We start from the raw sequence: 24,058 nt of genomic DNA, 5'->3' as shown, positions 1-24,058 counted from the left end.
GCTAATGTTATTAATAAAAAGAGATTTATCTGGCTATACGAAAATAATCCTATTTTTTGAAAATTTTTCGATTAAGTTAAATAACAGATGGTTATTTAATATTAACTATATATTGTTCTCGTTTAGATAACCCTACATCACATTTTGAATAAAGATAATAGCTAAAACTACCTTGGGTGCCCGGTAAACTATTATCGGTATAAGATGTAGCTGTTCCACTCCATAAAAAACTATCTTTATAGTTATTTACTTGAAATTGGTTAATAGGAAGAGATTGTGCTGGTTTTTGCCAACTTAAGGTGATAGATTTTCTGTCAGGACTATATGTCGCTCTAATGTTAGGAGGTAAACACTCGGTGGAAGAAATTACGCGTTTAATTTTATAAATAGGCGGGTTTCTTTGTTCCGATATAGTATAATAGTTCCCAGCCTCATCATAAGTCACTGCTTCTCCTTGAGGTTCCGAAGGTGCAGGTACAGATACTAAGGGCTCTTGAGTAAAACGGATGACGTCCTGTTCTTTTAATTTTCTAACTTCATGGATAGTTGAATTAGTTCTAATTAATAATCCTTCGCCATCACGACTCATATCAGCGCTAGTCACAGTTGACAAAGAAAATTTGCCGAGATATTGCAAATAATTAGTAGATCCAGAAGTATCCATTGTTTGGAATTCAAAAAACTCCGTGTTAGTTGCTTTTGTTATAATATAAAGTTTTTGAGTTTGCTCATTAAACATCAATGCTTCTGCATTATTTTTAGTATTATTGGGATAAGCAAACTTTATCTTTTTAACAACGACATCAATATTTTTGCAACCAGAAATTCCGTTAAGTCTAGGTTCGGATAATACATTGATGTAATAGGAACTTCTAGTTCTACCATTATCACCAATATCTGCTAAAAAGAGGGTTTCTACGCCTTGATAATTTCCTAAAGCGATATCCTCAATATCTACATTAGAAGCGCCTTTCATATTAATCTTTGCAGTACAGCTACCATCGGTTAGATTTATGCCATAAACTGTTGCTGAACTCCCACTATCATTATGTATCCAGGCAATGCCTGGATTCTGTTTGCTCATTACTAAACCTGAAGCTTCTACTATTGCAGAGTAATTGACAGTTACTAATTTTACCGGTTTTTCATAAACAGGAGGTAATGTAGATGCAACAGTTAAAGGAGAAAATAAAACGACTAACCCAATTTGCAATTTTTTCATGTAAATCCTTTTATTAATTAATCTTAGATAAATGAATTTGCACTCTAAATTTAATCTAATATTTAAGAAATTTTAAAAGAGTTCTTATCTTAAAATCTATCAGGTGATTAATATTTATGGTTTATTATTTTCTAAAAAATATCCTTTAAATAGGTTGGGATGTCAATGTTATTTTTTTTAAAGTTAAATAATGATAGTTATTTTATTTTCATTTCTTGTTAAATTATCTTTAATTTAACAAGAAATGAGGTTCATTAACTATTGGTTTTTAGACAAATAAGTCTAGGAAATTATTTATCCTAACTTACTTGGCAATATAGTATTATTTAAGCCGTCTTCTTTAATTCCAGATTGAGGTAGAGAAAATAATAGCATGCCTCTATCATTGGCATAGAAATTTTTAAGATTAGTAGGCAAACTTACTATATTTTCTAAGCTGTGTGATTTAGAAGGTTTTTTGCTGACTCGACTGGCAAATTCTGCTGCTAATGAATGAACAGTTATTTTATTTTCAAGTTGATTAAACATAGATTTAAATCGAGTCAATTCTTGATTGAAATAATTGGATGTTTTGTTAGAAAAATCTTTACTAATATTTTCTTTAAACCAAGAAATTACTTGCTCTTCAACAGCCGATGTAGATAGCGAAGTTTTTTGAGCATAAGTCTGAATTAAGTCATCATAGTTATTTGCTAAACTACCCATTTCTTGGGTATCACTAAAATGTAAATTATTTACGCCTAAATATAAAAACCTTGCTAAACATAATTGTCTTAATAGCCAGTCTAAAGGCATATTGTTATGCACAACTATTACTGAAATATTCTTAGCACCATTTTCTTTAAGATTTATAATGGCTTGGCAGAGTGTACTGCCAGTTGCTGTTTCATCATCGGTAATTAAATATTGATCATAAGCATTAATTCCAATATCGCCTACATTTAAATTATTAATAAGAGCACTATCATCCTGATGAGAATCTCTTTGCTTTTCTCCTAATATACGTGATTCAGATAATTTCTTACCTAATATGTTTTGTAAATGTAAAACAAGTTCCTTAGTTCGTTTGGTAGCGCCAGCATCAGGTGTTACTAATCGTAATTGTCCTTTTGTCGCCTGTTTAGATTCATTAAGCCAGTTAGTCGCTAATTCAGTTGATATACTAATAAGAGCCGGAACCGCTGTTCCTTTTATTTTTTTCCCTGTATACGCTCCTGACAGCGTATGATTATCATGACATTCTGCGGTAATAACTTGGTTTACGCCAGCTGCCTCTAATAATAAGCCATTTTGTTGTACATAGGCGCCAGTTTTCCCTTTAGGATTATTTTCAGCTTTGTCAGAGCGAGCATTAAACTGATAAGGATTAATGAAATTAATTTTTGCTGCACCGCGTAGATGAGCTTGTCTAGCAATCATTGCTGCTTCAAAAAAGTAAGCTGAAGCACCATTTTTTTGATACTCGGCCGTTTCAACAAGGTTGTCTGGATTAGGACGCGTGGATTGTATAATTGTTACGACCGCTCCAGCAATGTTAGCCTCGCTAGGAATTATGGCCTTTTCACCTTGACCTTCTGTATAAGAGAGTTTAACTTTTTCTCCCTTTAGGCGAAGAGCAGCTGCTATCTTTTCTGCTAAAGGTCTATTTGCTTGACAGCATAATAGTATATGCGTTTGTTCTTGTTCCGGAATATGAATAGAAGAAGTTATATTATTGTAGAAATTATCAAATAGGTTACTGTGATTTAAATTAACCTTAGACCAAAGCTGATTTAAATAACTTTTGCGAGTGAAATGCATTACTTGCGAATCAATATTTGCTGAATTAGCCTGTTCGTTTGGTAAGTGCAAATAATTTAATAATTCGTTTTTATTAAGTTGATAGAGTAGAGCGTTAGAGTTAGGTTGATCGGATACTGTAAGTGGTATTGTTGCGTTTACATTAGTCTCGTCTAAAATTCCTTGATAGCTTTTATCATAAAAATAAATTTTATTAGCCCCACTTGCCTTAAATAACTTCGTAAGCAATATATTGAAATCATTAGGACATAAAACTGGATGAAACTGTTCAGGGAGCGCAATCGTAATTTTTTCAGCACCTTGTTCGTAAGCACAGCGGCAAAGTTGCAGCGCTTCATAAAGCAAAGCAAGAGGAGAATAATTAGCGTGCTCTACACCAGCATGAATATTAATATTTTCACCTGTAATTTCAATATCAGGAGAAATAATTGCAAAGGGATCGCCAGTGGAAAAAATCTTAAAACTATTACGTGCTACTTTTTTAGGATCAATTTGCCACGTCTTAACTGGACAACCCTGATTATAAAAATTAAGGAATTTGCTAGATATTAATTCGTCACTTGTTTTAAAAAAGATTCCTTTTTTAGCAAATTTATTTTTCGATCTGTTGTGATTAAGTGTTAAAAGTCGACTTATTTCAAATTGCTGGGGCTCAACACTCGTTTGCTTGGAGGGACTCATATTTACCTCTTAGTTATTCTGAAGAACTTCATAATAATTAGATTTAAGAGGATGAACACTCCGTCTTAAATACGGGGTCAATTAGCTATCGCAAACAAACTAGATGTTAAGTTAGTATTTAATGTATTAGCTTATATCTAAAACTTTTTGGATCATTTCACGCTTAGTACAAGTTTCTAATTTTAATTTTACGTGATTAATATATTCTTCTACAGTTCTAGGTGAAATAGCAAGTTTCTTAGCTATTTGTTTAGCTGTAAAACCTTTTACAGTAAATTCAAGGCATTCTTGTTCTCTAGGTGTTAATAAGACATTACCTAGATTTAATTTTAGTGCTTGACTATCTTCAGAATTATTTTTAGGTAATAAACCGATATCTGTTAATTGAGTGATAGCATTGGCCAATGAATGTTCGCCTAAAACAATCGATATTCCCAACGTACCTTGTAATTGATAAACAAAATTATAACAAGGAAATTTAAAAGATAGGAATTGCAATGATTTACCATCGAGGCGTGTATTAAATTCATCAAAAATTTTAACTGATTCTTGTTTTAGAGTTGATTCACAATTATCTAATAACTGCTTAGCACTTGCCATAGAGACAGCAAAAATAGTTTTACCTATTGCATGACTTGATGAATTAAAACCACAAATAGTTGCGCCTTCCTCATTGATTTTTACAGTAGCACCGTTTACATCAAGCAAATATACACTATAAGGAAGTGCAAATAGGTCGGCGAGACTTATTAACAACTCACTATTTTTACTATTTTTATTTTTTAAGTCATAGAGCAGTAATCCATTTTGATATTTTGTAATGCCGATATTAATGGGCTTAATTGATTCTGCAAAATAAGGTTTCACCTTTCACTCTCGTAATTAACGCGGGGAAACAAACTGATTAAAAAGTATTAGCATTCTAACAATTAAAAATAGTGAGGTGAACATGAAAATTATTCTATTAGCAAGCGGTCCTGGTAGCGGTAAAAGTACACAAGGGCTAGCATTAACAGCTATTAATAAAAATTTTATCTATTTATCTTTAGGTGAGACTGTACGTCAATTTTTAAAAGATCCAGAGCATCCTATCAGCAAACAATATACTAACAGTATTAGCCAAGGCAATTTATTACCTGATGAAGTCATTCAACAGATTTTAGCTACAGAATTATTAAAATCTGACTATAAAGATAAAGTAATTTTATTAGATGGCTATCCGCGAACATTTGCACAATACGAGGATTTTAACAAAACATGGGGTAAGCCTGCTGGTTTAATTTATTTAGATATAAATGAAGAAATATTGGCATTACGGATGCAATCACGTGATAGTTCTCGCTCTGACAATAATGATAATGCTATTAAACAGCGCTTAAAATTTTATCAAGAAAATACCAAACCTGTATTGGAAAAAATTAAGGGAGAGTTAGGTAAAGATAGTATTACCATCGCGACTGATGGTCCTGTCCATGCAACTAGTATTGCTATCTATTCGCAACTACAAAGAATAAAAGACATTCATCCCTTATTACAGAAAGAGCAAGTGACCCTACAAAAACCAATTTCAACTAGCATTAAACCAGTTGGTTTATCTTCTTTATTTACTCAATGGTGGCATACTGGCTTGGAATATAGTTCTATTAAAGCGATCCAAGCTGAATACCAAACCCAAAACTTCTCATTTTCTATTTTAAACAAACAAGTATTTTTTTTACAAACACCTGAAGAAATAAAAAAAGTTCTTGCAGGAAAAAGTCATTTAGGCAACGTCTATCGTCATTTCTCCCAAGCTGCTCAATTGAAATATGATTTTGTAGCAACTGATAGTGGCGATTCTCATTCATATCAAAACAACGATCAGATTAACGTATGGAAATTAATTCATAACGCTTTTGGCCAGGTACTAAAAGGTGATCGTCAGCGCATAGAATATCTAACTGATAAACATTTAAATAATACCTTTTTTGCTAAAAAAACATTTGAGTTAGACACGACTTTTGATAATTTTTTCAGTGGATTTTGGGCTGAATATTTATTCGGTCAGGCAGTATCGCTCGAGAGTTATCAGCGAAATCGAAATCAATTATTAACCATTATGAAACAATGCTTTTATAATAATTATTATAAAATCTTAGATCCCATTGGATTAACTACTTGGATTTATAGTCACTCAGTCAATAATCTATTAACAGAAGGCAAAAAAACTATTCAAACATTTATTAAAAATTCCTCAGTTGATTCAATGGTAAAACGTTTTGAAGAAGCTTTATTAAGGATTAATGAGCAAGAAAAGTTAGGATTAACAAAAGAGAAAATCGCTGAAATTCTTAATGATTGTGTATTTGATTTAATATTTGAGCCTGATTTCCTTGAAAATGTGATGTATGAAGCTTTAGCCTTTGCCGTTAAAGAAAATGCAGACTTACATGATCCTGCTATTCGGGAAAAGGTTTATCAACAAGGTATGAATAAGGGTTACCTTTTCCCCATCCGTTCTAGAATTTTAGAAGAAGCGGTTACTTTAAATAACGGTAGTATTTTACCTGCTGGTAGTGCGGTATTTTTAGATTTAAAAACAGCAGGCCTTTATCATTCAACTGGTGCAAGACGTTGTGTTGGTCAAACTTTTACCCATTATTTTAAAGAACACTTTTTTAATCAAATTGAATCGGTTGAGTTTAAAGTTAAAGAAGTAACGGATCCGCAAGAAAGGCAATCAGGAAATGAGAATGTGCCTCTTTCCCCAGAACGTTTGAAGGTGAGTTGGCGTTTAAAAAGAGATGAAGCAATGCGCCAAATGCCACATCACACTTATAAAGGCAATCAATTTTTTGATGTATTGAGTCTGCAAGAAAATGTTGGTTTAAATCAAAAAATGACTAAACAGATTTCATTAAAAGTAGAACACTTTGTAGAAAAAAATAAAATTAGCTGGCAAGATTTAGTAATAGTTAGTCCTGAAGTTCGTGGTATTCCTATTGCCGCTCAAGTTGCTGATCGCTTATTGTTGCCACTTTTTGTTATACGCAAAAAAGGCAATAATAAAATGGCTGAAGAATTCGTTCAATTGCAGTCTTTTGATAAAGGGTATGGAGATAAGGATACCGTTGAATTGCCTAATGAAAAAATAAAAGCATTAGCAGGTAAAAAAATAATTTTTATTGATGACGGTTTAGCAAGTGGTGGAAGCGCTAATGCCTGCATTCAATTACTAGAAAGGCAGTTAGATAAAGAGTGCCAGCCCGCCAAGGTAGTAATGATCTTAGCGGCCCTTCAACATGATTATATTAAAACAACGCCAAAGCTATCTGAGCACCGAACTGTTAAAACTTTATTTGATTGTCGCTCTAAAAAAGATTTGCGTGACATGGATAAAATTAATCAAATGGCCGCTATGAAATGTGCTTAATAGCACAAGATATTAGCTCTGATTCTAATAAGCTAACCAGATCCAATTTTTAGGATCTCTTTATAGCATTTAAGGTTTAATTATTTACTGGAGCACAAGATGTAAAAAAAAGGATAAAATAATCCTCATAAGTACATTATTTTGTTTAAATTAATTGATAACAAATCAGCGAGCCTACCAAAAGAAAATAAGTATGCAAGCTTCGCTATAAAAACAGAAATCTAATAGCTTTGAAATTAGGGTCTAAATTCTTGAATTGAATTTTCTTGTAAATTAACGTTTTTAAGTTGTTCAAAAAAACTAAGTCGAGATTTTGGTGTACGGTCCATACTGTTTTTAACTTCTATAGCAATTTTATTAGTGAGCACAAAGGGTACCTCTTCCATCTCTGCTCTTTTAAATACTTCTTTAAGAAAAGTTTCAAATTCTGTTAAATTATAACCATCAGGATTAACAAATTTAGATTTTTTCATTATTGATAATGCCATTCGACGGAACTCAGGATCCATTGCATAAGGCACAAAGTCAACTAATTCCGTTTCAGAAAGTAAAAAAGAATTATTTTTAATATCTTCAACACAATTATATATAGATCTAGGATTACCAATACGTACGGCGCAACACTTCCTATAAAGTGCTGCTTGTATAAGATAAGGTAAAACATTATCTACTTCTATGTTTAAATTTTTTTTAATTAAATCGTCTGACTCTTGTAAATATTTTTTAAACGCTTCGAATTGATAAGTCGGAATTATTGAACCTTCACCTCGTGGTTCTTTAATATTGTACAGTGTTTTAACTATTGCAGCTAAAAGGAGTAGCGGTTGCTTAGATTCGAAAGGAATTTTATTAGTACTATCAATTTCACGAAGGATTGCTGCATAAAAAGTTTTTGGCTTTAGATTAAATTCTTCAAGGTTAAATCTCATCGAATCCTCATATAATTATTATTGTTAATTTATAGATGAACAATATCAATCTTTATACATGAGAGCAAATTATTAATCAGTATGAAATAAATTATTATAATTGAACGTAATTAAAGGTTTATAAGATTTTGATAAGTAAGCGGCTAATTTCAATTTGATGAAAATTACATTGTTATTTGTAAAGATTATCAATAATGACGATGATAGATTAATTACCGCTTCCGAACGAATTTATTAAAAAATTATATTAAACCACTTATAAAAGATAGACTGTAAAAAATAAGTGCAAATCAATGTAATCTTAATATAAAATACGTTTATAAAAAACTAGGGCTGTTTAATATGAGATTATTTTCACATCATCAAACTAATATTACCTATGAAATAACCAATGCACTTCCTCCAATAGAACGTTCAGAGCCACGTCTGCTTGCGCATATACTTACTCTTTATGCCATGTATAGAAATGGTATTTATGAAACTAGGATTAATAAACCATTAGATCCTGACATTGCAGTATTTAAACCACGATTTAATTTTAACTATACGAATAATTCCAATACTGCAAATAATAACCTCTATCATTATGCTTCCTATATTGGTCTTGATGCTATGCAAGAGTTGTTTAAAGAAGAGGGTGGGCAATGTTGTGTAGCATATAAAAAGTCAAAGACCAACAAAAAAACGGCCGTAGGTTTTTTAGTATTTTATGAAAAAGAAATTGATGCTAAGAAAATAGTTTATATAAGTCATGTGTCGGTAGGAGAGATGCATAAAGGAATTGGAACCAAACTTATTCAGAGTGTTATTAAGAACTACCCTGAAAATACAAGGTTTTATTTATGCGCACGTAAGCGAAATGAGGAAGGGCTAGCGTGTTATGAAAAATTAGGCTTTACTTATGATCCAACTTATATAGAAAAATTTGGCTATAAGCCAGAATATTTTGTGGGTATGACTCATACTTCTTGCTTAGAAGAACTAAATAAAATTAAGTCTAACTTAGAAGAACATACTCCAAATCAAAGTGATGTATCTTACTTTTCTACAAGTTTTAGATAATATAATTATCCTTAATTGGTTTGATTGTGGGCTTAAGCCGTTTTATACTTACCAGTAAAGAGTTAGGTTATTTTAAAGCTAACGTAGCTCAATAAATCCTATATTATAGGATTTTGTGTTTTTTTATTGGGTTTATCCTAGTCTTATTCTAGGATTTTCTGTTTCTAAACTCTCTGCTCTTTCCTTAAAACCATGGTTTAATTGGGTGAAAGATTCATTAATAGTTTTTCGTATAAACAGATTAGAAAAGAAACCTACTGCTGATGGAATATGATCAACAATATAAGAGTGGCATTTGTTATCATTAATAGGTTCTATAACATGATATCGCTGAGTGCAGCCTAGCCCCTGTGGTAACGGCAGTGACCAGCCTAATATTTTTGCTTCTTCATCCACTACTGTAATTTTCTCAGTCACAGCTGGAATTAACTTTCCTTTATTACTATCAGGAAATAATTTTAATTTAATACTGTTGCCTGCAACTAAGTTGTCTTCAAGATGGGCATCAATTGCAGCATGTGATATATCTTTATAATGATTTATATCAGTCATTAATTTCCATATCGTTGCGCCTGAAGCTTTAATATCTACAGGTTGACTGTAAAAAAGATAGTTTGAGTTGTTAATAGGGTTAAGCTTGGCTTTAATTAAGGCTTGATTTAACAATGATAGCATTTTTTCAGTGGACTTCGGCGTTTCCTCTGATTGTTCAGTTTCTAAAATTGGATTGTGATGAATAGTAAATTTTGTATTAGTAAGCCTTTCTGAAAGATCCCATAATTGGTGTGCTAGGTTTGTATCATAAGCTGCTTTTGCTGCACGTTGTTTAGTTGGGTAACCTTTTATACCGGTCCAACCATCTGGGCCATAAAATTCCCCATTTTTTACTTGCTCTGCTGTTGCTGCATACAAAATTGGTAAGGCGCCTTGAGTAGCTGTTTGGGCGAAGAGTCGCATCCCTAGATGAATAAAGGACGCAAATCGAGTGCTAGAACCACTATCTTTAGCATCACTTAAACTTGTGGCAGCAAAACCTGGATGGGCAGCAACACATATAATTTTACTATTAGCAATGTTTAATCGATTTGCTAATTCAAAAACAAAGATTAGGTTTGCAAGCTTTGATTTAGCATAAGTTTTTAAATGTTGAGATGAACTAGGGTTGGTTACATCATTAAGTGTAAAATTAACAAATTTATGTGAGTCGCTGCTTACAGTGACAATTCGTGCATGACTCGAAGCTTCTAGTAATGGCAGCAATTGTGCGGTTAAGGTAAATGTACCAAGATGGTTAATACCCATTATTAGCTCAAATCCCTCTTTTGTTTTTTGGCCCGGCATGGTATTTAAAATGGCAGCATTGTTAATTAAAATATCAATCCGATTATGGGATTTTTTAACATTGTTACAAAAGGTAGTGATGGAAGTTAAGCTAGATAAATCTAATTCTTCAATTTTAATATCTGCATGGGGAATAAATTGTTCTATAGTGTCCTTAGCATGTTGAGCTTTTTCTAAATTTCGGCAAGCCATAATTACTTTACAACCCCGACCTGCTAGAGCATATGCTGTTTCATAACCTAAACCACTATTAGCACCAGTCACAATCGCTATTTTACCAGACAAATTGGGAATATTTGCTGCGGTCCATCGCATTTACTTAGTTCCTATTATTAAATAATAGGAACTATATAAAAAATCATTTTATAAGTAAAAATTTTTTTACAATTAATTTTATATACTTTAATTTATAAAGATAGTGCTCTACTTTAGCAAATAAAGTTAATTTTGAAGTAGGGGAAAATTCGTAATTGATTGATTTAATAGTAGTTATAGATAAATTTGAACTACTGACCTCAGCATTATGAGAGCTAAACATTTGCCTTAATAAATTAATGCTTTCCTATATTTAACCTTAAATATAAATCCAAAACTAATATTTAAATAAATTGAATTAGTCGCTCGATCTTTATTAAATTTATTTAAGATCATTTCTTAAACTTTCAGGCTCCTCTTCAGAGATATGCGGGTTAGAACTGACAAATAAAGAACTTCTATAAATAGGGCTTAATTCATTATTCTTTTTCTTAGACATAGTTATCCCAGACATTTTCATTTCTAAATACGAATTACGTTCAGTAGATAATTGATGAGCAGTATTAGGAGAGGTCATTGCTGAAGACCCTAAAGACTGTCTTATATCAGAATTAACGAAGTAGGCTGTCATGACTGCATTTGGATAGTCAAAAGTTGCTCTACTAAGATTTACTGCCATAATTCCCTTTTTTCTATCAGTAGTACGGGTTATGCTCATACTTTGAAAAGTTAACTGACCATCGGATGTTGCACTAATACCACTTGTGGCCACAATTTTATTTTGAGAGTCTCTGATTATATATAAGCTATTACATGACTGCTGTAAGTGGTAAAAGTGGTCTCTTACAATCTCTGAGCTTTTATCATTTAATTCCCATAAGTTAAAATGCTCCGGAAAATGAGTTTTGTTAAATGATGCAATTTCATCAAGCATTTTATTTCGCTTCTCAATAGAAAGGGAAGCAAAATTTTCGGCTGTGACGCAATTTATTTTAAATTCCTCCTCACCAATATTAAATTCTACAATAGGTTCTTTAGGGATAGTAAATTGAAAATGAAATAACCCTGCCTCATTTAATGTTCGAGCAGGAGCGTCGCTAATAAATTCTCCCGTTTCTTTGAATGAATACAATACAAGTGTTTCAGCCTGGCGAACAAATACATCAAAACCTAAGGCAGGTTCTTGAATCTGGTAGGTGCTTTCAGAACGCTTACCTAAATTTTCATGATTATCCCTATCTAAGACAACCTTATTAACTATGCTTTGAACTATTTCTTTACTTATAGGTTTATCTGTGGGAGTGGATATTAAAAGAACGATTTGTAACTCATGAATGCAAACGGGAAGGCCCTCGATAATATGTAAGCCCATAATATAACCCTTACTAAAATTTAATTTTTATCCAAGTAAATTAAATTTATTTAAAGAATGGTATGTATAAAATTAGTATAGATGACTTCACATAAAATTAATAAAATCTTAAAGGAAAGAGAGGCAGAGCAGGTTAATGCTATTGACTTGGTGATTAACCATCTGCCTACCTCTTTGATAAAACTTGCAGCAAATTAACCTCTTTGTTTGATAATAGAGAATGTGGCACTTTTTTACCCGAAATCAAAAAAATTGTCAAAGCAAGTCTCTTCTTCTTGTTTACCTATCTCATCTGCAAAGTTTTTATAAGACGTACTCTCTAGACTACCTTCTGATTGCTGTGTTAAAGAGGTAGCAGGTAACGGCTCAGTATCTGTTTGCGAAAATAAACTAAACGTCGTTAAAGGGGACGCCTGTTTGTCTACCGAAGTTAAGTGTTTTGGTGAGACAGCAGGATCTGTATGGCTGTTGTCGTTCACTATACTTGCCAATTCATCAAGGAACTCCAAAGACTCATCTTGGAATTCTCCCGCAAAAGGCGCATCCGAAATAGATTGGAGTTGATTAATGCTATCTGCCTCTTGAGGTTTATCTCGCTTATCAACACCACTTGCCTCTAAAGCGCCCATCACAGCTGTCTCATTAGTTTTAATTTTTCTTGCGTTTTTCTTCTTATAGTTATATTCCGACCGAGCTATAGCATTTAGTTTATCACTCACCTTACCTGTTATAGGATCAACTTTTTGACGCTCTCGATAAGTAGAGCGAGGAATAGCATCCTTTTCTTTACTAGGTTTATCGGTTTTAGGATCAACCATTTGACGAGATCGATAAGTAGAGTAACGAACAGCGTCCTTTTCTTTACTGGGTTTACCGGTTTTAGGATCAACCAGCTGACGGCTAAAATAAGTACGACGATTGATAGCATTAGATGCAGTGCTAGGCTCTCCTGTATCAGGATCGACTTTCAGCGCACCTTCTATGAAATTGTTATCAGAAGCGGCCTTCTTTCTAGATTTTTTATTACACTTCTCGCTTAGAGAATGCAAACTCCCGCTGCTATTCACCGCAGTTGTTTGCTCTACCTCGCTATGAACCATAGTTTAGTAAAAAACTACTATATTATCATTATAGGACTGCTCTACTAATGGAGTATGCGAGTAAGGATAGTTAACACTAGAAAATCTGCCTGACTGATAAGACATTGGCATATTATTTTGGCTTATGGGCGGTTGATAAAAACCAGATATCGTATTGTTATAAGGTTGCTTTAACGGAAGAGGCGGATAGGAATAATTAACACTAGAAAATCAGCCTGGCTGATAATACATTGGTATATTATTTTGGCTTATGGACGGTTGATAAAAAACTGATATTGTATTGTTGTAAGGTTGCTTTAAGGGAGGAGGCAAATAGGGATAATTAACGCTAGGAAATCCACCTACCTGTTTATACATCGGTACATAGCTCTTGCTTAGGCTAGTTTGGTAAAAGTCTAAGGGAGGCTTTGTATAATAGTGTGGCTGCATGACAAGCTCTTTATTAATCACATTGCTAGAGTAAACTGAGTAGCCTAGTTGGTTACTATTGTAGTTAACTTGATTTGACTGTGATTGATATGGCAGTTGATTAGGCGTTAAGTTCGTATCCTGTTTCGGATTAAAAAAAAGCTCTATAGCATGGCGTTTTTTATCTTCTTCAGAAATTAGTCTAGTTGACTTTAAGCGACTTGATGTTGAGCTCGTGCCATGTTCAGGATTAACAGACAGTTCTATATGGCGACGTTTTTTTCTTCTTCAAGAGTCTTTTGATTTGAAGGTTCAAAGTCATTGCCAGGCATAAGCTTGCATCCTCTTATGTGTAATTTTTTAATCACTATAACTAAAAAATATTAAGAGAATATGAAAGGTAGTCCTCGCAGGTTGGGCAATTCGGCCCAACATTTACTCACTTATCTGAAAAAATCTCAACGCTGTTGCATTTTAGAAAAATTAACGTACAGGCTTTTTACTAGGTTCTGAAGGCTGAAATTCATTAAGCTTATCAGTCATATAATCAAAAAATGTCTGACCAACAGTCATTCCTACGGCAACTCTAGCTGTACCCCAGCCTACTCTCATACGGTTCTGAAAAAATCGCGCTTTATTTAAAGGTGTTTCATATGCTTTAGCTTCATTCCATAGAGAGCGCAATACTGCAAATGTCGATGGTGGTTTTTGATGAGGTGGTGTTGCATACTGCATATTACGGGCGAAATTAAATGGTCCAGAAATAACGGTCGCAGCACCTGCAGATGCCATATTGCATATAAATTTTAACTGTGAATTATCTTTTGAATTTGTTGTGCCATTTTCTTTTGAAAGACCATCATAGAGCATTTTACGTATCATCTCATACGTCCCACCAAAAGCAATATCACGAGACATTGTTGCGCCCGTGCCTTTAACAAAAGGTTTAAGACCACCTGCTGTAACCATTTCACGAGCGCTTGAAAAAAATGATCGATTTGTCTGACCCCAGGTATGGAATTTAACAGCAGAAATACTATTTGTTAAGCAGGCGCTAGTACTTCCAGCAACAGCTCCCACAGCAAATTGGGCGACAGGTTCACTTATTTCTAATTGTTTTCGTAAATAAGGATACAAACTTTGGTTTAGTTGACTTTGGGCAATGTAATAGATGCCTCCTAGAAAAGCTCGCTGGATCAAAGCTTGAGAAAAGCCTTGATAAGGTGCAGTAAAATTTTCTTTGGATAAAAAGGGTCTATTTTCTTTTATGGATAAGTACAATGCTCTATCCCAGGGATTAAATAACCCAGCACACGCAGAACCTGTCACTAAGCCACTAACAAAATTAACATTAAAAGATTTTTGAGTTTCTTGCTTTGCAGATGGATGATTTTCTAACGTGTTTGATTCATTAGGCTTTGTTATATTTGTAGATGATATATTTTCTGTACGTTGCTGCATTTTATACTACGCTAGAGTTACGAACGTGTAATATTTAACCATATTTGATAAAAAATTTCAAATATGCGCCATTACACAGCGAACGTAGGTTAGGCTACGCGGCCCAACCTACGAGGATGAAAATTTTATATAGTTGATTAAAGTGCGTCTAATTTAAGAAGAGCCAATTTATTTTTAATAATTAAACATTCTATTTCCACTCTATGTGTGCTTTATAATAGAAGGAGAAGGCAAGGAAAAAAGCGTAAAAATTTGATTTAATGGTGGCTATAGGTAGACTCATAATACCGACCTCAGCAATATGAGGGCTATGACTGTCTTAGATTGGATATATATCAGTATACAATACTGAATAAAAAATTGATTAAATCAAATGCTTATAATTTCTGTTTGTTGCACTGATATATTTTGTTGTACAAGGTTTTTCAACTAAATTGCATCCTATATGCACCCTGTAGAAAAGATGTTGCTAACCTTATCCTAAAGAAATTTTTTAACAAAAATTATATTTTATCTGATGATAAAAATTGCAGAAGTTAGAGAGTTTCAGTTTTAATAACTTTTATCTCTTAGGAGCAGTAAATGTTCCTAAGAATTTTATTGTTCTAAATATAGTAGAATAATCTTTATGAAGAGGGTTTATAACTAAGTTGTATTCCTCAGGAACAACTACAGAAGGAAGGGCCATGGCGAGGTAGTCAGGTTGATTAAATAATTTTTCTTCGGAAAAATCCCGAGTTATATCCATTGTGGGCGATGTATTCCACTTAGCAGGTAAATTCTTAATTTCATACTTCTTAGTTAATTCGTCAGGGATACTAATTGAATACTTACTGTATGAGAAACCAGAAACAGACAACCCATTATGAGATAACCATTCTAAAGTACATAATGAAATAGATTGAGAGCAATAGATTACTTTTCTTCCTTTATAATTCCATCTGCCTTGCACATAAAGTCCCCCTTCACCAGAAAAAACAACCTCAGCTTTTGTAGACTGGCTCGCCCTATACCATATTGTCATTAGCTATAGATACCATGCTTTATCTGTTGAAGAGTTTGTTCAACTAATTTATGTCCTGCTTCTGTATCCAAAAGATCTATTGGTGCTCTACCTCCCAAGGAATCAACTTCTCTATAAAGCCAATTCTTAGCTTCAGGGTCACCTATAATTTTACTTGCCAATTGAATTGTTGAAATTAAGCGTAATAACTTTTCAGTAGCTGAAGAATCAAGAAGCTTTTTTTCTCTTTTTTTCGTTTTATATGTCGGTGCTGATATATTCAATCTATTTAATACATCCTTCATCACAAAGCTTCTTGGTTTTAAGATGTCCTCAAAAGCGTCAGGAAGGGCACCATTTCTGATAAGCGCAATTTCTTTTAAGGGATCTTTTAGCGCTTGAATTAAACTATTCGATGCTAGCATAATCTATCTCCAAATATATGATTATTATAAATTATAAAATATACTTTTTAAAGTATATTTATATTCTTTTAGAATGAGAGATTAAATAAGAAAGCTAGACTAGAAAGCTCAGTAAACAGTAATTGGCGCATAACGTTTGAATTTGAAAATAACGATGCTTACATCGTTAATTATGAGGATTATCGCTAAATGACTATCATGTATAATCCGCCACATCCGGTCGAATTTATTAAAGAAACATATATTGAACTACTTAATATAAGTTTAAGAACAGCAGTACTTAAGTTGAATGTCAGTCCATCGATCTTTTCTAGGCTTATTAAAGGAGAAGCTGATATATCGCCTGAAATGGCTTTAAGACTAAGTAAAGCTTTTGGAAGAACGCCTGAAAGTTGGATGCAAATGCAAGCAAACTATGTATTATATAAAGCAAGACAGCGCGTTAATTTAGAGCTTGTTTCAGTTATCTACGAACATCATAGAGTTTAAATGTTTTTTCTTCCTTAAGTTTGATAAATTTTTTTCAAACTGGGTATATAGTAATAGTTGATAACTGCTTACAATTTTACTAATTAGAGTTTATCTTGCAGGTAAGGATGTACATAGGCCAATATAAGAAGGCCAGTTTATTAACCTGAATAATACAATACAAGGTATTACACCAGTACAGGTATGTGAAAAGCAATTGAAATTTGAATATGGACATAGATTAGAGATTGATACGCTTACTTATAAATATGCTCTACAGCAATTTAATATAATTTGACTATTTATTTTTAGGCAACAAATAAGTTGTCTAAAACAAAGTAAAATAGGGATTAGTATCACGTATGCCTCTAGAGTTTAAATCCTGATTTCAATGAAGGGACTCAAGTCGATGTTTGCAGGATAGTTTGTGCAGCGAGAAAACCATGCTGCAAAATGAAAAGACAAAAGACTTCTCACGTAAGCGCTCTTACGGATTGGTACTTTTAGCCTTACTGATCTAGCTTATTTTGTAAGGTCATGAAATGCTTTATTAACTTTCCTATGAAATCGAAAATATATTAAAAACTATACGATCCTTTTCACTATCAATTTTTTTTGTCTCCTGAGCTTTAAAAATAGATTGCTTTATTAAGCTACTTGAAGAAGCATCCTTATTGATTTCTTCTAAATCATTTGTACTGGGTGCGTATCCTTTCGTCATAAGATGCTGAAAGTTATGAAATCCTATTACAATATGATCAACTAATTCATCTGGCGAGGCCCCCTCAATTAAAGATGGTTCAGATAATATACAAAGAGGAAGATTATTCTTAGCCAAAAGGAAGTTTAAAAGCTGTTGAGATAGTCGCAAGTTGCCATCACTAAAAGGATGAATCAAAGAAAAGTGGTGCGAAAAAATTGCGCATGCTTTTATAACATCTCTTATAGAACTAGCATTAGCAATATCAGCTTTGTAATCGTTTATTAAATCGAGTAGCTGTTCTTCTATTTGCTGGGGGGTTGTAAATATTTGTAATGTAATTGAGTCAAGATTGTTCGAAGTTAAAAGGTTATAACGATAGCCTTTTATTTTTTGTTTCTCTACCCAGTCACCTATATCATAAAATCCGGCTAGTGAATTTGCCTTACTTGCAACCATACCAAATTGTACGGCCTCTTTTCTAAATTCGCCAGGAATTATAGCACGGCTTCGATTAGCCTGAGGTAGTTTTACACCATCTAAGGCTAATGCATGCATGTCTTTAAAAAAATCTATAGATAATTCTCTATCTGCAGTAAACATTGTGCAAATCAATTTAATCATCGCTGAAACAGACCCAGGCTCATTTTGGTTCCATAAAGCTATAGGATCGCGAATTTCTGATTGTTGTTTTGGATCAATAAAATATCTAGCTAGGGTTTCGTCTGAGGCATTAATCAATAGTTCAGTTTTATTAGTAGATTGGTATTTATTTACGAGCGCTTCAAATTCTTCTAATGATAATATAGGTGTTTCAATTGATTGTTTAGGTTGCTGGGTAAAATGTTGTTGTAATGTTTCATGCAGTTTAATTTGTTTTTCTGCCAGAGAGTCTAAATGGTCCGTCTCAGCAGCACGAGTTTCTTCAGGAAATTTTTTAGCTAATTTTAGCAAGGTTTTAGCATCACTAAAGTTTCCTATGGTAAAATTAAGCCAGCTTTTTAATAAATGAAAATAGAAAAAACTATGATTCCATTTAGCCTGAGAGCGAATAGGAATTTCAATATTTTGTTGATTTAAGATCCTTAACAAGTCTTCGATAATTTGTTTTTCTGTTTCATCTAAAATAAAAATTTGATTATCTTTTTTTATATTTAGAAAGAGATAATTAAATTGAAAGCATAATAACTGATATTCTCTACTGGTTACTTGTTTACCATCGTTTAATTTAGATACTAAATTAGACATTGATCGATATAGCCTATCTTTTACTTCAATTTTCATATTACTCTCTTTAGCTTAAAAAACTTAATCTTTACAATGCATTAAAATCAAAACCGCGCATTTTAATATAAATTTGTTTTTTATTCAATCAAGGTGGGTTAATAAAATAAATATTGCTCTTAACACAAACTATTTCTAAGGTAAATTCCTGTAAATCCATCCAATTTTATTTAAAAGCTACAAAAATATTTTTTGTATTAATATTAAAATTAGAGAAAATTTCGATTGATCCAAACTCACTTCAAAGAAGCTGAATTTAACTGATATTATTCAAGAGATTAAAAAATATTTCTTTCAAATAGCAAGGTACATAGATGAAAGTTTTATACTGTTTAGTAATCTTATCCCTAATCTGAGAACAAACACTTATTAATTAAGTAATGAAAGATTCAATTTGCACCCTATAATAGGGGGAAGAAGAAGAGAAAGAAAACGTAAGTGCTTGATTTATGGTGGCTATGGGTAGACTCGAACTACCGACCTCAGCATTATGAGTGCCGCGCTCTAACCGGCTGAGCTACATAGCCACAAGAGGCGTGATTGTGGCTTTTTATGAGTTGTATGTCAAGAAGTATAGGACTAATTTTTAAGAAAAATTTTAGGCTTACATTATTCAGGAATAATGAAACTAAATCTTTATACTTAAAGATCTAGTTTCATTAAGAGAGGCGTAATTATTTTATTAAATAATTAATAAATAAAGGGCACCCGGTCCCCTAAGGACTTGAACTAAAAGCCTTTGATTTTGCTGTTGAGCAGCAGATTGTAATGCTTTAACATTTGGAGTTGGCTGTTTGTTTGCTGAAACAATAACATCGCCTGGTCTTAAACCAGCACGCCATCCAGCACTATTTTCAGAAGCGCCAACTACTTGAACGCCAATGACATTACCATGTATTGGTGAGTCTTGTTCAAAATTTCTTAAAGCTAAACCGTAGAGAAAAGGATTGTTTGCTTGTAACTGTTGCTCATGTTTTTTCAGATCAGTTACAACTGCATTTAAAGTCATTTCTCTACCATCACGTTTAATAGTTATCTTAGCATCACTACCAACTCGTAGTAGACTGATTGTTGTTTTAACCTGAGTTGCTTGAGTGATTTTAGTATTATTAATTTGAGTAATAATATCACCAGCTTTTAAACCTGCTTTTTCAGCTGGAGAGCCTTCATTTACCTGAGAAACTAAAGCACCTTGAAAATCTTCTCCATAACCCATTGCTTGTGCTAATTCAGGCGTTAGATGTTGCACAAAAATACCCATAAGGCCACGATGGATAGAGCCAAACTTAATAAGTTGCATGACCACATCTTTGGCCATATTAATAGGAATTGCAAAACCAATACCTACATTACCGCCATAAGGAGAAATAATTGCAGTGTTAATACCTATTAATTCACCTTTGGCATTAACAAGTGCACCGCCAGAATTACCGGGATTAATTGCTGCATCAGTTTGAATGAAATTTTCAACGCCTTCAATATTTAGATCACTACGTTTCATAGCGCTAATAATACCAAACGTTGCGGATTGACTATTACCAAAACTATTTAAGCCAAAAGGATTCCCAATAGCAACAACAAAATCGCCGACTTCAGCTTTATCTGAATCGCCTATAGGTAAACTTTTAAGATTTTTTGCGTCTACTTTTAAAACAGCTAAGTCAGTTTCACTATCTGCACCGATAAGCCTTGCTTTTAATCGGCGACCATCATTTAAGGTTACAGTAATTAAATTGGCATTACGTATGACATGGTCATTAGTAATAATGACACCATTAGTCGGATCAATGATGACGCCTGAACCAATACTTTGAAATTTTCTTGGTTTTTCTGGAATTAATTGTTGATTTTCCGGAGGGCTATTCTTGTCATTATTGTTATTATCCTCATCTTCAACATTGGGTAAAGGTGTCTGAATAATACCTTGTACAGCAATATTTACGATAGCAGGCATAGCATTCTTTAACACTGGCGCTAAAGAGGGCATAGGTAACGATTGTTGTGAGGATGTATCAGCAAATAAAGAAAAAGGCAATAAATTTAATAGAAAAATAATCACTATGAGGCGAAGATAACGATGCATAAATTTATCCTAGTTAGTTTGTGAACCAAATTAGTGTAACCATTCTACCTGTTTGTCCTTCTCTACGATAGGAATAGAACTGTTTTTTATTCTCAAAAGTACATAAATGTGACTGATATACTTCTGAAATTGTCATTTTTTTGAGAATTTGTTCAGCAATACCAGGTATATCAATTAACCATTTTTGTTGATGAGATTTAAAAAAATTGTTAGAAAAAGGGTAATTCTCTTGATAATGTTCATAAACATCATCGCCTACTTCATAGCAATTAGCACAAATGGCGGGGCCAATCCACGCTTGCAAGTCTTCTGGTTTACTTATCATTTGACTAATCGTTTGTTCTAAAATGCCGTTAACTAACCCACGCCAGCCAGCATGAATTGCTGCGATTTCGGTGCCTTGACGATTACACAAAATAATAGGTAAGCAATCCGCTGTTAAGATTGCTAAAACCCGATTAGGTATGCGAGTAATCGCTGCATCAGCAGAACGTTTATTTGTATCTTCGACCACGACACAATCAATACTGTGTGTTTGTTCTAACCATTCAGGCTCAGAAGGTACTATAGAACATAACGTCTGACGATTTGCTTGAACATGTTCGGGAATATCACCGACGTGGTCTCCTAAATTGTTACTTGCAAAAACGCCTTCGCTAAAACCGCCCGTGCGTTCAGTTGTAAAGGCGAATACATTTACTGGTGCTTTCCAGTTAGGTCGCGTGTGATTCAATATAATTATCCAATAAAATTAATAAATACTCGAAATCATCAGGCAAAGGCGCTTTAAATGTCAACTGTTGTTCTTTAATAGGGTGTATTAAGGATAATGTGTAAGCATGTAAAGCCTGTCTTTTAAATTGTTGTAAAGCCAGAATTAATTCATCATTTGCACCTGGTGGAATACGCATGCGCGTCCCATAAAGAGGGTCACCAATAATAGGGTGTTTCTTATAAGCCATATGAACTCGGATTTGATGCGTTCTACCTGTAAAAAGCTCAATATCTAATAAGGTATAAAATTGATACTGCTTACGGACATTGTAATGAGTAATTGCTTCTTTACCCTGTTCGCGAACGGCCATTTTTAAACGATTATGGGGATGGCGCCCATAAAAAGTATTTATCTCACCACTTGCAATAACATGACCTTGTACTAAAGCAAGATAAAATCGTTTAATTTGTCGAGCTTGCATTTGTCTTATTAGATACGTATGCGCTGCAAGGGTTTTGGCAATGATAAGTAGGCCTGTCGTATCTTTATCTAGGCGATGAATAATACCAGCACGGGGTAGTGTTTCTAAGTTAGGGTTATAATGAAGCAGCGCATTAACTAACGTATGTGTAGGATTTCCTGCGCCTGGATGAACAACAAAATCAGCTGGTTTATTGATCACCATTATTTCATCATCTTCAAATATAATATTAAGAGGAATCGCTTCTGGTGTTAGCTTTGCATTTTTATTTTCTGAAACTAACTGAAGGTCAAAGTGAATAATTTCACCACCTAATATTTTATCCTTTGGTTTTAAAAAATTACCATCGACGGTAATTTTTCCTTCTTTTAACCATTGGCTTAATTGTGATCGAGAATAATCAGGAAATAGTTGCGCGAGGACAACGTCAATACGTTGTCCATACATATCTTTAGGTATAGTTATCATATTAAGCTGGAACGCTTTCCTCGATACGTGCGCGTAAAGAGTTAGGTAATGCCTCAGTAATTTTAACTGAAACAAACTGACCAATAAGATCATGCGAACCGTCAAAATTAACGACTCGATTACATTCTGTTCTGCCAGCTAATTGAGCAGCATCCTTCTTCGATTTCCCTGTAACAAGTAATTGTTGTTTACTACCAATCATAGATTGACTATAACGAGAGGCATTTAAAGTTAATCGATTTTGTAAAATTTGCAGTCGTTGCTTTTTAACTTCCATAGGAACTTCATCAACTAAATTAGCAGCAGGGGTGCCTGGGCGAGGACTATAGATAAAGCTAAAAGACGTATCAAAACCTATTTCATGTACTAAATCCATTGTATCTTGGAAATCTTTATCAGTTTCACCTGGGAATCCAACGATGATATCGGTAGATAAGCGAATATCAGGTCTTACTTTACGTAATTTGCGTATTTTTGATTTGTACTCTAGTGCTGTATAGCCACGCTTCATAAGTGATAAAATTCGATCTGATCCACTTTGCACGGGTAAATGTAAATGATTGGCAAGTTGAGGCACTTCAGCAAATGCATTGATAAGATTATCAGAAAAGGCAAGAGGGTGTGATGTAGTAAATCGAATTCTACCTATACCCTTAATGGCAGCAAGGTAATGAATTAATAAAGCAAGATCGGCAATATCACCATTTTCCATCTGGCCACGATAATCATTTACATTTTGACCTAACAAATTAATTTCACGTACCCCCTGTATTGCTAATTGGTAGCATTCAGCTAAGACATCATCAAAAGGACGGCTAATTTCTTCTCCACGGGTATAAGGAACTACGCAGTAACTGCAGTATTTACTGCAACCTTCCATAATTGATACAAAAGCAACAGGACCCTCAGCTCGTGGTACTGGTAAATGATCAAATTTTTCAATCTCAGGAAAGCTGATATCAACAACGGGTTTTTTCGTTTGCAACCGTTCATCTAATAATGCGGGTAATCGATGCAGCGTTTGTGGGCCAAATACTAAGTCTACAAAGGGTGCACGCTTAATAATATCGCTACCTTCCTGACTAGCTACACAACCACCAACACCTATAATTACATTAGGTTTAGCTTTTTTAAATTCACGCCATTGACCAAGTTGAGAGAAAACCTTTTCCTGTGCTTTTTCACGAATAGAACAAGTGTTTAAAAGTATAACATCAGCTTCTTCTACATTATTTGTCTTTTCAAGTTTATGTGAATGTAATAAGACTTCTGCCATTTTTGATGAATCATATTCATTCATCTGACAGCCATTGGTTTTAATAAAAAGTTTCTTAGACATAATTTCTCTGCTAGTTTGCTTTATCAAATAGGGCGGAAGTATACCTTAA

General features: G+C 33.5%; 19 protein-coding genes and 1 tRNA gene. 3 read left to right on the top strand and 17 right to left on the bottom strand.

What is annotated here, in order from left to right; all coding sequences use genetic code 11:
• Nucleotides 1-91: 91 nt before the first annotated feature.
• The 3 genes from DYH30_RS08235 to DYH30_RS08225 form a co-directional block, all read right to left on the bottom strand.
• A complete protein-coding gene (locus DYH30_RS08235; protein WP_115331200.1) occupies nt 92-1,222 on the bottom strand; it encodes a hypothetical protein in 1,131 nt (376 codons plus the stop codon).
• 294 nt (nt 1,223-1,516) lie between these two features.
• On the bottom strand, nt 1,517-3,703 hold the full coding sequence (locus DYH30_RS08230) for a ribose-phosphate pyrophosphokinase-like domain-containing protein (RefSeq protein ID WP_115331199.1): 2,187 nt from the start codon (nt 3,701-3,703) through the stop codon (nt 1,517-1,519).
• A 126-nt stretch (nt 3,704-3,829) separates the two neighbouring features.
• Nucleotides 3,830-4,570: a helix-turn-helix transcriptional regulator gene (locus DYH30_RS08225; RefSeq protein ID WP_115331198.1), complete on the bottom strand. Its 741-nt coding sequence runs from the start codon at nt 4,568-4,570 to the stop codon at nt 3,830-3,832.
• Nucleotides 4,571-4,652: 82 nt separating this feature from the next.
• Here DYH30_RS08225 and DYH30_RS08220 point away from each other — a divergent pair, with 82 nt between their 5' ends.
• Nucleotides 4,653-7,115 (top strand): nucleoside monophosphate kinase, encoded by a 2,463-nt coding sequence (locus tag DYH30_RS08220; RefSeq protein WP_115331197.1) that lies wholly within the window; start codon nt 4,653-4,655, stop codon nt 7,113-7,115.
• Between the two features lie 236 nt (nt 7,116-7,351).
• Here DYH30_RS08220 and DYH30_RS08215 read toward each other — a convergent pair whose 3' ends face one another.
• On the bottom strand, nt 7,352-8,044 hold the full coding sequence (locus DYH30_RS08215; protein ID WP_115331196.1) for a hypothetical protein: 693 nt from the start codon (nt 8,042-8,044) through the stop codon (nt 7,352-7,354).
• Between the two features lie 342 nt (nt 8,045-8,386).
• Here DYH30_RS08215 and DYH30_RS08210 point away from each other — a divergent pair, with 342 nt between their 5' ends.
• Nucleotides 8,387-9,106, top strand: coding sequence for a GNAT family N-acetyltransferase (locus tag DYH30_RS08210; protein WP_115331195.1), 720 nt, complete (start codon nt 8,387-8,389; stop codon nt 9,104-9,106).
• A 132-nt stretch (nt 9,107-9,238) separates the two neighbouring features.
• On the opposite strand, the gene DYH30_RS08205 is transcribed toward DYH30_RS08210, so the two are convergent.
• The 7 genes from DYH30_RS08205 to DYH30_RS08170 all read right to left on the bottom strand — a co-directional run bounded on the left by DYH30_RS08205 (nt 9,239) and on the right by DYH30_RS08170 (nt 16,471).
• The gene (locus DYH30_RS08205; protein ID WP_115331194.1) at nt 9,239-10,762 is read right to left on the bottom strand and encodes an oxidoreductase; all 1,524 of its coding nucleotides are present in this window, start codon (nt 10,760-10,762) and stop codon (nt 9,239-9,241) included.
• Nucleotides 10,763-11,084: 322 nt separating this feature from the next.
• Complete coding sequence (locus DYH30_RS08195; protein WP_115331192.1) at nt 11,085-12,074, bottom strand: hypothetical protein; 990 nt, start codon at nt 12,072-12,074, stop codon at nt 11,085-11,087.
• A gap of 233 nt (nt 12,075-12,307) precedes the next feature.
• A complete protein-coding gene (locus DYH30_RS08190) occupies nt 12,308-13,174 on the bottom strand; it encodes a hypothetical protein (RefSeq protein WP_115331191.1) in 867 nt (288 codons plus the stop codon).
• 210 nt (nt 13,175-13,384) lie between these two features.
• Nucleotides 13,385-13,603: a hypothetical protein gene (locus DYH30_RS08185; protein WP_115331190.1), complete on the bottom strand. Its 219-nt coding sequence runs from the start codon at nt 13,601-13,603 to the stop codon at nt 13,385-13,387.
• A gap of 462 nt (nt 13,604-14,065) precedes the next feature.
• Entirely contained in the window at nt 14,066-15,043 is a 978-nt protein-coding gene (locus DYH30_RS08180; RefSeq protein WP_115331189.1) for an MC/SLC25 family protein, read from the bottom strand.
• A 562-nt stretch (nt 15,044-15,605) separates the two neighbouring features.
• Nucleotides 15,606-16,067, bottom strand: a complete 462-nt coding sequence (locus DYH30_RS08175) for an RES family NAD+ phosphorylase (RefSeq protein ID WP_115331188.1) — start codon at nt 16,065-16,067, stop codon at nt 15,606-15,608.
• Nucleotides 16,067-16,471 carry an antitoxin Xre/MbcA/ParS toxin-binding domain-containing protein gene (locus DYH30_RS08170; protein WP_115331187.1) on the bottom strand — a complete coding sequence of 135 codons (405 nt, stop codon included), beginning with the start codon at nt 16,469-16,471 and terminating at the stop codon, nt 16,067-16,069. The genes DYH30_RS08175 and DYH30_RS08170 overlap by 1 nt, the downstream gene beginning before the upstream one ends.
• Nucleotides 16,472-16,660: 189 nt before the next feature.
• Between DYH30_RS08170 and DYH30_RS08160 the strand changes: the two genes are divergently transcribed.
• Nucleotides 16,661-16,960, top strand: coding sequence for a HigA family addiction module antitoxin (locus DYH30_RS08160; RefSeq protein WP_207385758.1), 300 nt, complete (start codon nt 16,661-16,663; stop codon nt 16,958-16,960).
• A 538-nt stretch (nt 16,961-17,498) separates the two neighbouring features.
• On the opposite strand, the gene DYH30_RS08155 is transcribed toward DYH30_RS08160, so the two are convergent.
• The 6 genes from DYH30_RS08155 to miaB all read right to left on the bottom strand — a co-directional run bounded on the left by DYH30_RS08155 (nt 17,499) and on the right by miaB (nt 24,009).
• Entirely contained in the window at nt 17,499-18,923 is a 1,425-nt protein-coding gene (locus DYH30_RS08155) for a Fic family protein (protein WP_115331186.1), read from the bottom strand.
• Between the two features lie 450 nt (nt 18,924-19,373).
• Nucleotides 19,374-19,450 (bottom strand) — tRNA-Met (locus DYH30_RS08150).
• Between the two features lie 155 nt (nt 19,451-19,605).
• Nucleotides 19,606-20,910, bottom strand: a complete 1,305-nt coding sequence (locus DYH30_RS08145) for a Do family serine endopeptidase (protein WP_423202810.1) — start codon at nt 20,908-20,910, stop codon at nt 19,606-19,608.
• Between the two features lie 109 nt (nt 20,911-21,019).
• On the bottom strand, nt 21,020-21,739 hold the full coding sequence (gene pgeF, locus DYH30_RS08140) for a peptidoglycan editing factor PgeF (protein ID WP_115331184.1): 720 nt from the start codon (nt 21,737-21,739) through the stop codon (nt 21,020-21,022).
• Entirely contained in the window at nt 21,720-22,670 is a 951-nt protein-coding gene (rluD, locus tag DYH30_RS08135; RefSeq protein ID WP_115331183.1) for a 23S rRNA pseudouridine(1911/1915/1917) synthase RluD, read from the bottom strand. The genes pgeF and rluD overlap by 20 nt, the downstream gene beginning before the upstream one ends.
• Before the next feature lies 1 nt (nt 22,671).
• The gene (gene miaB / locus DYH30_RS08130; RefSeq protein ID WP_115331182.1) at nt 22,672-24,009 is read right to left on the bottom strand and encodes a tRNA (N6-isopentenyl adenosine(37)-C2)-methylthiotransferase MiaB; all 1,338 of its coding nucleotides are present in this window, start codon (nt 24,007-24,009) and stop codon (nt 22,672-22,674) included.
• Nucleotides 24,010-24,058 lie beyond the last annotated feature (49 nt).

This window comes from Legionella busanensis (assembly GCF_900461525.1).
GTDB classification, from domain to species: Bacteria; Pseudomonadota; Gammaproteobacteria; order Legionellales; family Legionellaceae; genus Legionella_C; species Legionella_C busanensis.
The sequence above is the reverse complement of the archived record's forward strand: the minus strand, read 5'-3'. Positions and strand labels throughout refer to the sequence as shown.

What these genes read in the sequence shown, in the direction of transcription:
- DYH30_RS08215 (WP_115331196.1), bottom strand. Translation starts at nt 8,044, where the DNA reads ATGAGATTTAACCTTGAAGAATTTAATCTAAAGCCAAAAACTTTTTAT.
- DYH30_RS08145 (WP_423202810.1), bottom strand. Translation starts at nt 20,910, where the DNA reads ATGCCCTCTTTAGCGCCAGTGTTAAAGAATGCTATGCCTGCTATCGTA.
- DYH30_RS08155 (WP_115331186.1), bottom strand. Translation starts at nt 18,923, where the DNA reads ATGAAAATTGAAGTAAAAGATAGGCTATATCGATCAATGTCTAATTTA.
- DYH30_RS08230 (WP_115331199.1), bottom strand. Translation starts at nt 3,703, where the DNA reads ATGAGTCCCTCCAAGCAAACGAGTGTTGAGCCCCAGCAATTTGAAATA.
- DYH30_RS08205 (WP_115331194.1), bottom strand. Translation starts at nt 10,762, where the DNA reads ATGCGATGGACCGCAGCAAATATTCCCAATTTGTCTGGTAAAATAGCG.
- rluD (WP_115331183.1), bottom strand. Translation starts at nt 22,670, where the DNA reads ATGATAACTATACCTAAAGATATGTATGGACAACGTATTGACGTTGTC.
- DYH30_RS08170 (WP_115331187.1), bottom strand. Translation starts at nt 16,471, where the DNA reads ATGCTAGCATCGAATAGTTTAATTCAAGCGCTAAAAGATCCCTTAAAA.
- DYH30_RS08175 (WP_115331188.1), bottom strand. Translation starts at nt 16,067, where the DNA reads ATGACAATATGGTATAGGGCGAGCCAGTCTACAAAAGCTGAGGTTGTT.
- DYH30_RS08185 (WP_115331190.1), bottom strand. Translation starts at nt 13,603, where the DNA reads ATGCAGCCACACTATTATACAAAGCCTCCCTTAGACTTTTACCAAACT.
- DYH30_RS08180 (WP_115331189.1), bottom strand. Translation starts at nt 15,043, where the DNA reads ATGCAGCAACGTACAGAAAATATATCATCTACAAATATAACAAAGCCT.
- DYH30_RS08235 (WP_115331200.1), bottom strand. Translation starts at nt 1,222, where the DNA reads ATGAAAAAATTGCAAATTGGGTTAGTCGTTTTATTTTCTCCTTTAACT.
- DYH30_RS08195 (WP_115331192.1), bottom strand. Translation starts at nt 12,074, where the DNA reads ATGGGCTTACATATTATCGAGGGCCTTCCCGTTTGCATTCATGAGTTA.
- miaB (WP_115331182.1), bottom strand. Translation starts at nt 24,009, where the DNA reads ATGTCTAAGAAACTTTTTATTAAAACCAATGGCTGTCAGATGAATGAA.
- DYH30_RS08190 (WP_115331191.1), bottom strand. Translation starts at nt 13,174, where the DNA reads ATGGTTCATAGCGAGGTAGAGCAAACAACTGCGGTGAATAGCAGCGGG.
- DYH30_RS08210 (WP_115331195.1), top strand. Translation starts at nt 8,387, where the DNA reads ATGAGATTATTTTCACATCATCAAACTAATATTACCTATGAAATAACC.
- DYH30_RS08160 (WP_207385758.1), top strand. Translation starts at nt 16,661, where the DNA reads ATGACTATCATGTATAATCCGCCACATCCGGTCGAATTTATTAAAGAA.
- DYH30_RS08220 (WP_115331197.1), top strand. Translation starts at nt 4,653, where the DNA reads ATGAAAATTATTCTATTAGCAAGCGGTCCTGGTAGCGGTAAAAGTACA.